Here is a 12,762-nt window from a genome sequence, read left to right as displayed (position 1 = left end):
CACCGATCGCGCCTGCCTGGAACAGACACTCTCCTCCTTCCATCTATACATATTCCAAAGAGTTAGTTCATAAACTTTTTATAAAGCATTAGGGTATATAAACCGGACCACCGGACCAGCACACATCTGTCGCGATCAGCTGTAGCGGCATTACTTTTTTGTGAGGTCAGGAATGGTCAGGATCACAATCACCCCAGTGCGTAACGCCAGGGCATTGAGTGCAGCCAAGGAGCGGTACTGATGTCCAGCCAACCCAATACCCAATTCCACAGCGATCTCGACAGCTCGCCCCTGCTGCTGCCGGCCAAGGTACTGCGCAACGACGCCGAAGCCCTGCAAGCGGCCCGCGAACTGGCCGAGGTCGCCCGCGAGCAGGCCGCTCGCCGCGACCAGCAACGCAAACTGCCATGGGCCGAGATCGAACTGTTCACCCGCAGCGGCCTGGGCAGCATCAGCGTACCCAAGGCCCATGGCGGCCCCGATGTGTCATTCGAGACCGTGGCCGAAGTGTTCCGCCTGATCAGCGCCGCCGACCCGGCCCTGGGGCAGATCCCGCAGAACCAGTTCGGCATGCTGCAACTGCTGCGCCTGACTGCCACCGAGGCGCAGCAGGCGGTGATCTTCCGCAGCGTGCTCGATGGCTGGCGCATCGGCAATGCCGGCCCCGAACGCGGCACCAAGGACACCCTGACCCTCAAGGCCAGGATCACCCGCGTCGGCGACAGCTATCGCATCAGCGGTGAGAAGTTCTATTCCACCGGCGCCCTGTTCGCCCACTGGGTGGCGGTCAAGGCACTGGACGACGAAGGCCGCCAGCGCCTGGCATTCGTGCGCCGAGGCAGCCCGGGGCTGCGCATCGTCGATGACTGGTCCGGGTTCGGCCAGCGCACCACTGCCAGCGGCACCGTGCTGCTCGACCAGGTACCGGTGGATGCTGACCTGGTGATCGACAACTGGCGCCAGCGCGACATTCCCAACATCCAGGGCGCTGCCTCGCAGCTGATCCAGGCGGCGATCGATGCCGGCATTGCCGAAGCGGCGATCGAAGACGCCATCAGCTTCGTGCGCGAAAAGGCCCGGCCATGGATCGAGGCCAAGGTCGACCGCGCCAGCGACGACCCCTATGTAATCGCCGACATCGGCCGCCTGAAGCTCGAGCTGCACGCCGCCGAAGCGCTGCTGCGCAAGGCCGCGCGAGTCCTCGACGAGGTCAACGCCGCGCCGATCGATGCAGCAAGCGCGGCGCGGGCCTCGATCGCGGTGGCCGAAGCCAAGGTGCTGACTACCGAGATTGCCCTGCAGGCTAGCGAAAAGCTGTTCGAGCTGGCCGGCAGCCGCGCCACCCTCGCCGAGTTCAACCTTGACCGCCACTGGCGCAATGCACGGGTGCACACCCTGCATGACCCGGTGCGCTGGAAGTACCACGCGGTTGGCGCTTACCACCTCAACGGCACCTTGCCCGCGCGGCATTCCTGGATCTGATTTGTGGGCCTTGGGGCTGCTTTGCAGCCCATCGCGACACAAGGCCGCTCCTACAAGGGATCGCGTACCTCCTGTAGGAGCGGCCTTGTGTCGCGATGGGCCGCAAAGCGGCCCCAAGGCCCCGGAGAAACACCATGACTACAAACATCATCACCAGCGACACCGAAGCCCTGAACGTCGCCGAAGAAGTCGCCCGACACCTGCGCCGCGACAGCGCCCTGCGCGACCGCGAGCGCCGTCTGCCGCACGCCGAACTGGAACTGTTCACCCGCTCCGGCCTGTGGGCCATCAGCGTGCCCAAGGCCTTCGGCGGCGCCGGCGTGTCCAACGTAACCCTGGCCAAGGTCATCGCCCGCATCGCCCAGGCTGACGGCTCGCTCGGGCAAATCCCGCAAAACCATTTCTACGGCCTGGAAGTGCTGCGGGTAAACGGCACACCCGAACAGCAACAGCGCCTGTACGCCGAAGTACTGGCCGGCAGCCGCTTCGGCAACGCCCTGGCCGAACTGGGCACCAAGACCGCCAACGAGCGCACCACTCGCCTGACCCACGACGGCGATGGCTTTCGCATCAACGGCCGCAAGTTCTACTCCACCGGCGCTATCTACGCCCAGCGCATTCCCACCTCGGTGGTCGATGAACAGGGCGTGCAGCACCTGGCCTTCGTCCCGGCCGACAGCCAGGGCCTGCAGGTGATCGACGACTGGAGCGGCTTCGGCCAGCGCACCACCGGCAGTGGCTCGGTGGTATTCGACAACGTGTACGTCAGCGCCGCCGACGTGGTGCCGTTCCAGAGCGCCTTCGAACGCCCCACCCCGGTCGGCCCGCTGGCGCAGATCCTTCATGCCGCCATCGACACCGGCATCGCCCGCGCCGCATACGAAGATGCCCTGCACTTCGTGCGCACCCGCAGCCGCCCCTGGGTCGACTCCGGCCTGGACAAGGCCAGCGATGACCCGCTGACGCTGAAAAGCTTCGGCCACCTGGCGATCCGCCTGCACGCCGCAGAAGCCTTGCTGGAGCGCGCCGGCGAATACCTGGACCGCGCCCGCGACGACAGCACTGCCGACAACGTGGCCGCCGCCTCCATCGCGGTGGCCGAGGCCCGTGCCATCAGCACCGAGATTTCCCTCGCGGCCGGCACCACCCTGTTCGAACTGGGCGGTAGTCAGGCCACCCTGGCCGAACACAACCTCGACCGCCACTGGCGCAACGCCCGCGTGCACACCCTGCACGACCCGGTGCGCTGGAAGTACCACGCCATCGGCAACTACTACCTCAACGATGCCAACCCACCACGCCGGGGGACCATCTGATGGCCAAACAGATCCTGCTCAATGCCTTCAACATGAACTGCATCGGGCACATCAACCACGGCCTGTGGACCCACCCACGGGACACCTCGACCCAGTACAAGACCCTGGATTACTGGACCAGTCTGGCGCGCCTGCTGGAGCGCGGCCTGTTCGACGGGCTGTTCATCGCCGACATCGTCGGCACCTACGACATCTACGGCCAGTCGCTGGACGTCACCCTCAAGGAGTCGATCCAGCTGCCGGTCAACGACCCGCTGCTGCTGGTCTCGGCCATGGCCGCCGTCACCCGTCACCTGGGCTTCGGCCTTACCGCCAACCTCACCTACGAAGCGCCGTACCTGTTCGCCCGGCGCCTTTCCACCCTGGACCACCTGAGCAATGGCCGGGTGGGCTGGAACATCGTCACCGGCTACCTCGACAGCGCTGCCCGGGCCATGGGCCTGACGCAGCAACCCGAGCATGACCGCCGCTACGACCAGGCCGACGAGTACCTGCAGGTGCTGTACAAGCTGCTGGAAGGCAGCTGGGCCGACGATGCCGTGGTCGCCGACCGCCAGCAGCGCGTCTATGCCAGGCCCGACAAGGTGCGCAAGGTCAACCACCAGGGCGAGTTCTACAAGGTCGACGGCTACCACCTGTGCGAGCCCTCGCCGCAACGTACACCGGTACTGTTCCAGGCCGGCAGCTCGCAGCGTGGCCTGGCCTTCGCCGGCAACCATGCCGAATGCGTGTTCATCAGTGGCCAGGACAAAACCGCCACCCGCGCCCAGGTCGACAAGGTGCGCGCCGCCGCCCAGGCCGCTGGCCGCGACCCGCAAGCGGTCAAGGTGTTCATGGGCATCACGGTGATCGTCGCCGCCACCGAGCAGCAGGCCCAGGCCAAGCATGCCGAGTACCTGCGCCATGCCAGCGCCGAGGCCGGGGTCGCGCACTTCGCAGCGTCCACCGGCATCGACTTCGCCGCCTACGCCCTGGACGAGCCGATTGCCTTCAGCCAAGGCAACGCCATCCAGTCGGCCACGCGCCAGTTGCAGGACAACGCCTGGACCCGCCGGCGCCTGCTGCAGCAGCACGCCCTGGGTGGCCGTTACGTGACCCTGGTCGGCGCGCCCGAGCAGGTGGCCGAACAGCTGATCGCCTGGATCGATGAAACCGGCCTGGACGGTTTCAACCTGACCCGCACCGTAACCCCGGAAAGCTTCGAGGACTTCATCGACCTGGTCATCCCGCAGTTGCAACAGCGTGGCCGCTACAAGACCGCCTACGCCGAAGGCACCCTGCGCGAAAAACTGTTCCAGGCCGACCACCCGCATTTGCCCGCCGACCACCCTGGCTCGGCTTACCGCTTTACCTCTACCCCTGCCCCGACTGGAGCCCTGCACCATGCTTGATAAACTGTTCCGGCCCGTCGCGGCCATTGCCCTCACCCTCGGCCTGTCCGCCAGCGCGCTGGCTGCCGAGCCGCTGAAGATCGGCACCACCTCGGCCTTTGCCATCCCGCTGGAAGCCGCAGTGGAAGAAGCGCACAAGCAAGGCCTGGAAGTTAAGCTGGTCGAGTTCAGCGACTGGATCGCACCCAATGTCAGCCTCAACAGCGGCGACATCGACGTGAACTACTTCCAGCACATCCCGTTCCTGGAAAACGCCAAGGCGGCTGCGGGCTTCAACCTGGTGCCCTACGCCCCGGGCATCATCAACAACGTCGGCCTGTACTCGAAAAAGTACAAGAGTTTCGCCGACCTGCCCGAAGGTGCCAGCGTGGCCATCGCCAACGACCCGATCAACAGCGGCCGTGGCCTGCAGCTGCTGGCCAAGGCCGGGCTGATCACCCTCAAGCCGGGGGTCGGCTACAAGGCCACCGAGGACGACATCGTCGCCAACCCGAAGAAACTGAAGATCCTTCAGGTCGAGGCCGTACAGCTGGTACGCGCCTATGACGACGCCGACCTGGTGCAGGGCTACCCGGCCTACATCCGCCTGGCCAACAGCTTCGACGCTGGCTCCGCTCTGCTGTTCGACGGCCTGGAGAACAAGGAGTACGTGATTCAGTTCGTCATTCGCCCGCAAAGCAAGGACGACCCACGCCTGGCCAAGTTCGTCGACATCTACCAGCACTCGCCAGTGGTGCGCGCAGCCTTGGACAAAGCCCACGGCAAGCTCTACCAGGCCGGTTGGGAGGGCTGACATGAGCCAGGCCAGCGCGCTCCGGGCGCCCACCGCACAACCACTGCCGCCAACGGCCAGGGAGCAGGCCTTGCGCCCGGAGGTCAATGAAGCCCATGTGCGCTTCATCGGCCTGGGCAAGACCTACCCGGGCCAGGCGCAACCGGCCTTGCAAGGCATCGACCTGAACATCCGCCATGGCGAGATCTTCGGCATCATCGGCCGCAGCGGCGCCGGCAAGTCATCGCTGCTGCGTACCATCAACCGTCTGGAGCAACCCAGCCAGGGCCGGGTGCTGATCGACCAGGTGGACATCGCGCCCTTCGACGAGGACCACCTGGTAGCCCTGCGCCGGCGTATCGGCATGATCTTCCAGCACTTCAACCTGATGTCAGCCAAGACCGTGTGGCAGAACGTCGAGCTGCCCCTGAAGGTGGCCGGCGTGGCCAAGGCCGAACGCCAGCGCAAGGTGCGCGAACTGCTGGAGCTGGTCGGTCTGCAGGAAAAGCACCACGTGTACCCGGCGCAGCTGTCCGGCGGGCAGAAGCAGCGCGTGGGCATTGCCCGGGCGCTGGTGCATGACCCCGAGATCCTGCTGTGCGACGAGGCCACCTCGGCGCTGGACCCGGAGACCACCGCTTCCATTCTCGAACTGTTGCGCGACATCAACCAGCGCCTAGGCCTGACCATCGTGCTGATCACCCACGAGATGGCGGTAATCCGCGATATCTGCCACCGGGTGGTGGTGCTGGAACGTGGAGAAGTGGTCGAGCAGGGTGAGGTCTGGCGGGTGTTTGGCTCACCACGCCACGAGGTCACCCGTACCCTGCTGGCGCCGTTGCAAGCCAGGTTGCCAGCCGCGCTGCAAGCCAGCCTGCGGGCCAGCCCGGCAAGCCGCGACAGTGCGGTGGTGCTGAGGCTGACCCTGCTCGGCGAGCCCGAACTGTCTGCCCTGTTCAACGACCTTGGCGGGCGCGTGCGCCTGCTGCAGGGCGGTGTGGAAACCATTGGCGAGCATGCCCTGGGGCAGCTGATCCTGTCGGTGCAGCACTCGCCGCACGACACCCATCAATTGCTGGAACGCGCCCGCCGCTGGGCCGAGGACGTGGAGGTACTGGGCCATGTGGTTTGATCGCCTGCTGGAAGGCTTGCTCGATACCCTGCTGATGGTTGGCGTGTCGTCGCTGATCGCCCTGCTGGTGGGGGTACCGATGGCGGTGCTGCTGGTCACCAGCGACAAGGGCGGGATCTTCGAGGCCCCGCTGCTGAACCGGGTGCTGGGTGCCTTCGTCAACCTGTTCCGCTCGATCCCGTTCCTGATCCTGATGGTCGCGCTGATCCCCTTCACCCGCCTGGTGGTGGGTACCACCTATGGCGTGTGGGCGGCGGTGGTGCCGCTGACCATTGCCGCCACGCCGTTCTTCGCGCGGATTGCCGAGGTCAGCCTGCGCGAAGTCGACCACGGCCTGGTGGAGGCTGCGCAGGCCATGGGCTGCCGACGCTGGCACATTGTCTGGCACGTGCTGCTGCCAGAGGCGCTGCCGGGGATTGTCGGGGGCTTCACCATTACCCTGGTGACCCTGATCAACTCCTCGGCCATGGCCGGAGCGATCGGTGCCGGGGGACTGGGAGACATCGCCTACCGCTATGGCTACCAGCGCTTCGACAGCCAGATCATGCTGACCGTGATTGCCATGCTGGTGGCGTTGGTGGCGTTGATCCAGCTGGGTGGAGACCGGTTGGCGAAAGGCTTGAACAAGCGCTGAATGCTTCGCGGGCACGCCCGCTCCCACAGGTACTGCACAGGGCTTGAATACAACGCTATCCCTGTGGGAGCGGGCATGCCCGCGAAGGGGCCTTCAACCCCAGCGAAGATCCCCGGCAGGCACCGGCCGCCCGAACCAGTACCCCTGCCCCAGCTGACACAGCTCATGCAGCAGGAAACTGGCCTGCTCTGCCTGCTCGATGCCCTCGGCATGCACCTGCATGCCCATGCTGCGGGCCAGGGCGATGATCACCCGGACGATCGCGATGTCGTCCTCATCCAGCGGCAACCCGGCAACGAAGCCCTGGTCGATCTTCAGCTTCTGCACCGGCAAGCGCTTTAGCCGCAGCAGCGATGAATAACCGGTGCCGAAGTCGTCGATGGCCAGGGTCACCCCCAGCTCGCGCAGGCGATGCAACTGCTCCAGGGCCACCTCCGGGTCCTCCATCACCGCGCTCTCGGTCACCTCCAGCTCCAGCAAGGCCGGGTCCAGACCGGTGTCGTGCAGCACCTCGGCCACCTGCTGGTACAGCTCGTGCTGGCCAAACAGGCGGCTGGAGATGTTCACCGCCACGAACGCCAGCTGCCGCCCTTCACCCTGCCATCGCACCATCTGCCGACACGCCTGGCGCAGTACCCAGGCGTCGATCTCGGCAATCAGCCCGGTACGCTCGGCAATCGGGATGAACTCGCCCGGCGGCACCAGGCCGCGCAGGGGGTGCTGCCAGCGCACCAGGGCCTCGACGCCGACCTGGCGGCCGCTCGCCAGGTCGTGCACCGGCTGGTAGAACACCCGCAGCTCGTCCTGCTCCAGGGCCCGGCGCAGATCGCCGGCGGTTTCAACCCGCTGCTGGGCGTGGGCGGTCAGCTCTTCGGTGTACAGCGCATAGCAGGCCCGCCCGTTGCTCTTGGCCTTGTACAACGCCGAGTCGGCATTGCGCAGCAACTGCTCGGCACTCAAGGCATCGCTGGGGAACAGGCTGATGCCCACGCTGACACTGATGAACAGGCGGTGACCGTCGAACAGGAACGGCTCGCGCATACGCTCGATGATGCCCTGCGCCAGCTTGCCCGCCTGGCCGACCTCATGGCAGTTTTCCGCCAGCACGCCAAATTCGTCGCCCCCAAGGCGCGCCAGGGTCACGCCGCTGCCCAGCACCTCACCCAGGCGCTCGCCCACCAGTTTCAGCAACTGGTCGCCAATGGTGTGGCCAAGGCCGTCGTTGATGCTCTGGAAGTGGTCCAGGTCCAGCAACAGCAAGGCACAACCACGCTTGTTGGCCTGGGCTGCAGCCAGGGCCTGCTCGACCCGGTCGTTGAACAGCAGGCGGTTGGGCAGGTCGGTCAGCGGGTCGTGGTGGGCCAGGTAGGCCAGTTCCTGTTCCGAATGCTTGATCGCGCTGATGTCGCTGAACACCGCCACGTAATGGCTGAGCTCGCCTTCATCGTCGCGGATGGCGCAAATGGTCTGCCACTGCGGGTAGATTTCACCACTCTTGCGCCGGTTCCAGATTTCGCCGCTCCACTCGCCCTTTTCCGCCAGGGTGGCGAATATCTGCTGGTAGAACGCCAGGCCATGGCGGCCCGACTTGAACTTGTTCGGGCGCTGGCCGATGACCTCGTCCTGCTGGTAGCCGGTGATTCGCATGAAGGCACGGTTGACGTGCACGATCAGGCCATCGCGATCGGTCACCAGCACGCCTTCGAGGGTGCTGTCGAACACTGCCGCAGCCATGCGCAGGCGTTCACGGTCTTCACCACGCATACGCGCGCCAACGCCGATGAAGTCGAGCAGCCGTACCCTCGATACATAGATCAGCAAGGCGCTCAGCAGCACCCAGACCACCACGTTGATCTGCCGGCCCACGGTCAGTGCCAGGGGATCCTCGGTCATGCCGTGCAACACCACCTCGGCCAGCGTCAGCCAGAGGATCGAGAGCACCACATACAGCGCAGCCATGCGCAAGGCGTCGCGAACGGAAACAGACATGTCGGGTGCAATTGCCCATAAAAAATGATGGGGCATTATAAAGGCTGAAACATGTCGTGACTTCCTATCTGAACGGGTGACTGTATTTATTTCCTGCCCAAGGGATAATCAGCCCCTCCTCCTGCATTCCGAGGGTATTTACACCTATGTGGTACAACGGCCTGCTCGACTTGTCGGCCTGGCAACTGGTCGGCATCACCCTGCTGATGACCCACGTGACCATCGTCAGCGTCACGGTCTACCTGCATCGCTACTCCGCGCACCGGGCCCTGGAGCTCAATGGCGCGCTCAAGCACTTCTTCCGTTTCTGGCTGTGGCTGACCACGGCGCAGAACACCCGCGAATGGACTGCCGTCCACCGCAAGCACCACGCCAAGTGCGAAACCCCCGACGACCCGCACAGCCCGCTGTACAAGGGCCTGGGCACGGTGCTGCGCAAGGGTGCCGAGCTTTACCGGGAAGAGGCGCGCAACCCCGAAACCCTGCGCATCTACGGCAAGAACTGCCCGGACGACTGGATCGAGCGCAACCTCTACTCGCGCTACAAGCTGGGCGGCATCGCGCTGATGGCGGTAATCGACCTGCTGCTGTTCGGCACCATCGGCATCACCATCTGGGCAGTGCAGATGATGTGGATTCCGTTCTGGGCGGCCGGCGTGGTCAACGGCCTGGGGCATGCCCTCGGCTACCGCAACTTCGAGTGCCGCGACGCCGCCACCAACCTGGTGCCGTGGGGCATCGTCATCGGTGGCGAAGAGCTGCACAACAACCACCACACCTACCCCAACTCGGCCAAGCTGTCGGTCAAGCGCTGGGAGTTCGACATGGGTTGGGCGTGGATCCGCCTGTTCTGCCTGCTGCGCCTGGCCAAGGTGCAGCGCGTCGCTCCTATCGCCCACCGGGTGGCCGGCAAGGCCAGCCTGGACATGGACACCGCCATGGCCATCCTCAACAACCGTTTCCAGATCATGGCCCAGTACCGCAAGCTGGTGATCGGCCCGCTGGTCAAGCAGGAGCTGGCCCGCGTCGATGCCTCGCTACGCCACCACTTCCGCCGCGCCAAGCGCCTGTTGTCGCGCGAGACCAGCCTGCTGGAAGACCGCCACCATGTGCGCATCGAGTCGATGCTCGCCCACAGCCAGGCGCTGAAGACCATCTACGAAAAACGCCTGGCCCTGCAGCAGATCTGGGCGCGCACCAGCGCCAACGGCCACGACATGCTGGCCGCCATGAAGGACTGGGTACACGAGGCGGAAACCAGCGGCATCCATGCCCTGCGCGACTTCGCGGCACAGCTCAAGACCTACTCCCTGCGCCCGACCGGCGCCTGACCGCCGTTGATCGGCACGCCCCTTTGGCGGGGCGTGCCGCCCGGAACTTCGCCCTCTCGTTTACACTCATATCTGGCACATCGCCCGCGTGGCGGGCCAGATGCTGGCCGCACGCTTTCACGCCGAGATCTGCTCCGTGCACATGGCCAAGAACATTCCAACGACACTGCCCGGCACCCCGCCTCCCGAAGCCGCCCAGACCTTGCTTGCGCTGCTCCACGCCCAGGGCGAGGTTGCCCGCCTGAGCGAGCGCGAGCAGCTGTTCAGCTCGCTGCTCGACAGCGTCAACGCGGTGCTATGGGCCTTCGACTGGGAAACCCGTCAGGTGCTGTACGTCAGCCCCGCCTACGAACGCATCTTCGGCCGCCCGGCCAGCCTGGTGCTGGCTGATTACAACGAGTGGCGCGACAGCATCTACCCGGACGACCTGGAGTTCGCCGAGCGCAGCCTGGCCCAGGTACTGCTCAAGGGCTCGGTGGAAGACCGCGAGTACCGCATCCTCAATGCCGACGGCCAGCTACGCTGGCTGAGCGACAAGTGCTACATCAACCAGCAACGCGATGGCGACCGGGTGATCATCGTCGGCATCGCCGAAGACATCACCGAGAAGAAGCAGCTCGAAGGTGAACTGCAGCGCCTGGCCACCACCGACGTGCTGACCCAGAGCAGCAACCGCCGGCACTTTTTCGAATGCGCCCAGCAAGCCTTCGACAGCGCCCGCGAAGACGGTACGCCACTGGCCTTCCTGCTGCTGGACATCGACGACTTCAAGCGCATCAACGACAGTTACGGTCACCAGGAAGGCGACCAGGTATTGCAGCAGATCGCCGATAGCGGCAAGGCCGTGCTACGCCGAGGTGACCTGTTCGGGCGCATTGGTGGCGAGGAGTTCGCGGCAGTGTTCCCCGGCTGTAGTGCCCAGGTCGCGGAGCAGATTGCCGAGCGCTTGCAGCGGCATATCCAGCGGCTGAGCTTCAGCCATGGTGAGCAGACCTACGGGGTGACGGTGAGCCAGGGGGTGACCGGGCTGACTGACGAGGATGTGGCGCTGGACAGCCTGTATGCCCGGGCCGATGCGGCGATGTACCAGGCCAAGCGCCAGGGCAAGAACCAGATCGTCCGCGGCTGACTGCCTTACACTGTACTTGCTGGCCTGTACGATCCCTGTGGGAGCGGCCTTGTGTCGCGAAAGGGCTGCAAAGCAGCCCCTGGATCTCAGCGCAGATGCACAAATTGCTGGGGCTGCTTCGCAGCCCTTTCGCGACACAAGGCCGCTCCCACAGGATCTGCGCCGGGTTCAACGAACCTAGCCCCAAAATCTCAGCTGGAAACCTCGGCCTCAGCTACCGGCGGCTCTTCCTGGGGTTTCACCTCCGGGTTCTCCACCTTACGCAACCGCCTCAGTTCCGGCAGGCCAAGCTTGAGCAGCCGCGCGGTCTTGCTGCTGGCCACCTTCTCCAGCCCCTGCTCGGCCGGCAGCCGCGACAACTGCCCGGCCAGGTTCATGGCCAGGATCTCCCGCGAATACACCCCGCCGCCCAGCTGGTAGATCGCCGCAATCAACTCGCGCAACCCCAGCGGCAACCGCCAGCGCGTACGCAGCGCCGAGCCGAACGCCGCCCCGAACTCATTGAGCGACAGCTGCACCTGGTCCTCATCCAGCTCGCCCCCGGCCAGCCGCCATTCCTGCAGGCAACGCAGCACCGCCAGGTCACCCAGGCAATGCAGCAACCCCGCGCAATAACAACGCCCTTCGTCCAGCTCGAGCATGCGTGCCAAGGTGCGGCCATATTCGGCAGCGTGCAGCGATAACTCCCAGTAACGGGCCGCATGCTCCGCCAGCAGCGGGTCACTGAGGCGCGCACTGCGCTTGAGGGTCATGCCCAGGATCAGGTTCATGCTCTGGGTGCTGCCAAGCTTGTTCAAGGCCTGCAGCAACGTCTGCACCGGTGCTTCGCGGTGCAGCGCTGCGCTGTTGGCCGCAGCGATCAGCACGGCGGTGATCTGCGGGTCGCCCTGCACTTCCTCTTCGAGCACTCTCAGGTTCAGGCCCTGGGGGTTGAGCGCGCGCTTGATCGCCACCTGCACATCGGCCAACAGCGGCCCACCATCGGCGGTAGCGCGACGCTGTTCGAGGTAGGCCGGCAGGCTGGCACCAGCCTGCAAGGCTGGCACCGGGCAGGCGATCTCTTCGCCAACCGCCAGCAGCAGCTCTTCCAGGCGCTTGCGCAGGGTGTCCAGGTTCAGCGGCTTGCTCAGGTAGGCCGTGGGGTGCAAGGGCAGTGCTTCGCGCACACTGGCACTGTCGCTGCGGTTGCTCATGAGAATGAACGGCAACCCCGAACCTTTGGCGCGCACCTTGCGCAACAAGTCGAGGCCATCGACACCGGCCAGTTCGCGCGCGGCGATGATCAGGTCGGGTTTGCTGGACAGCGCACTCAAGGCCTGCGAGCCGTCGGCGCAGACCTGCAGCCGGGCATCACAGCGCACGCTCAACAGCATTTCGCTGAGCATGTCGCGTACCCAGGGGTCGCCCTCGACAATCAGTACGCTTGGTGGGGTGGGGTCTGCAGCGTTCATCGCCAACTCCTGAATAGCCCTGACACACAGTCCGTCGCAGCTTCCTGAGCAAATCCTCCGACAACGATAGCGCCCCACGGCTTTCCTGGGCACAAAAAAAAACCCGCCGAAGCGGGTTTTTTCTGAAGCACGTCA

At 65.2% G+C, this 12,762-nt stretch carries 10 protein-coding genes; 8 read left to right on the top strand and 2 right to left on the bottom strand.

What is annotated here, in order from left to right; all coding sequences use genetic code 11:
• The first annotated feature begins 240 nt into the window (after positions 1-240).
• The 6 genes from ABNP31_RS01080 to ABNP31_RS01055 all read left to right on the top strand — a co-directional run bounded on the left by ABNP31_RS01080 (position 241) and on the right by ABNP31_RS01055 (position 6,727).
• Positions 241-1,482 carry an SfnB family sulfur acquisition oxidoreductase gene (locus ABNP31_RS01080; RefSeq protein ID WP_025337316.1) on the top strand — a complete coding sequence of 414 codons (1,242 nt, stop codon included), beginning with the start codon at positions 241-243 and terminating at the stop codon, positions 1,480-1,482.
• A 134-nt stretch (positions 1,483-1,616) separates the two neighbouring features.
• The gene (locus tag ABNP31_RS01075; RefSeq protein WP_085664170.1) at positions 1,617-2,798 is read left to right on the top strand and encodes an SfnB family sulfur acquisition oxidoreductase; all 1,182 of its coding nucleotides are present in this window, start codon (positions 1,617-1,619) and stop codon (positions 2,796-2,798) included.
• Complete coding sequence (locus ABNP31_RS01070; protein ID WP_085618362.1) at positions 2,798-4,189, top strand: LLM class flavin-dependent oxidoreductase; 1,392 nt, start codon at positions 2,798-2,800, stop codon at positions 4,187-4,189. The genes ABNP31_RS01075 and ABNP31_RS01070 overlap by 1 nt, the downstream gene beginning before the upstream one ends.
• Positions 4,182-4,982 carry a MetQ/NlpA family ABC transporter substrate-binding protein gene (locus ABNP31_RS01065; RefSeq protein ID WP_085664171.1) on the top strand — a complete coding sequence of 267 codons (801 nt, stop codon included), beginning with the start codon at positions 4,182-4,184 and terminating at the stop codon, positions 4,980-4,982. Before ABNP31_RS01070 ends, ABNP31_RS01065 begins: the two co-directional genes overlap by 8 nt.
• A 1-nt stretch (position 4,983) precedes the next feature.
• Positions 4,984-6,093 (top strand): methionine ABC transporter ATP-binding protein, encoded by a 1,110-nt coding sequence (locus ABNP31_RS01060; protein WP_025337312.1) that lies wholly within the window; start codon positions 4,984-4,986, stop codon positions 6,091-6,093.
• Positions 6,083-6,727 carry a methionine ABC transporter permease gene (locus ABNP31_RS01055; protein ID WP_008096606.1) on the top strand — a complete coding sequence of 215 codons (645 nt, stop codon included), beginning with the start codon at positions 6,083-6,085 and terminating at the stop codon, positions 6,725-6,727. The genes ABNP31_RS01060 and ABNP31_RS01055 overlap by 11 nt, the downstream gene beginning before the upstream one ends.
• 93 nt (positions 6,728-6,820) lie before the next feature.
• Here the strand turns inward: ABNP31_RS01055 and dibA are convergent, their stop codons facing one another.
• Positions 6,821-8,716, bottom strand: a complete 1,896-nt coding sequence (dibA, locus tag ABNP31_RS01050; RefSeq protein WP_350012913.1) for a phosphodiesterase DibA — start codon at positions 8,714-8,716, stop codon at positions 6,821-6,823.
• 146 nt (positions 8,717-8,862) lie between these two features.
• Here dibA and desA point away from each other — a divergent pair, with 146 nt between their 5' ends.
• Positions 8,863-10,047: a delta-9 fatty acid desaturase DesA gene (desA, locus tag ABNP31_RS01045; RefSeq protein ID WP_039614263.1), complete on the top strand. Its 1,185-nt coding sequence runs from the start codon at positions 8,863-8,865 to the stop codon at positions 10,045-10,047.
• Positions 10,048-10,147: 100 nt separating this feature from the next.
• Positions 10,148-11,176 carry a GGDEF domain-containing protein gene (locus ABNP31_RS01040; protein ID WP_085664173.1) on the top strand — a complete coding sequence of 343 codons (1,029 nt, stop codon included), beginning with the start codon at positions 10,148-10,150 and terminating at the stop codon, positions 11,174-11,176.
• Positions 11,177-11,367: 191 nt separating this feature from the next.
• Here the strand turns inward: ABNP31_RS01040 and ABNP31_RS01035 are convergent, their stop codons facing one another.
• Complete coding sequence (locus ABNP31_RS01035) at positions 11,368-12,627, bottom strand: response regulator (protein ID WP_075044305.1); 1,260 nt, start codon at positions 12,625-12,627, stop codon at positions 11,368-11,370.
• Positions 12,628-12,762 lie beyond the last annotated feature (135 nt).

It is taken from the genome of Pseudomonas asiatica, assembly GCF_040214835.1.
GTDB classification, from domain to species: domain Bacteria; phylum Pseudomonadota; class Gammaproteobacteria; order Pseudomonadales; family Pseudomonadaceae; genus Aquipseudomonas; species Aquipseudomonas putida_Z.
Note: the sequence above shows the minus strand (reverse complement) of the source record. Positions and strands in the feature narration are given on the sequence as shown.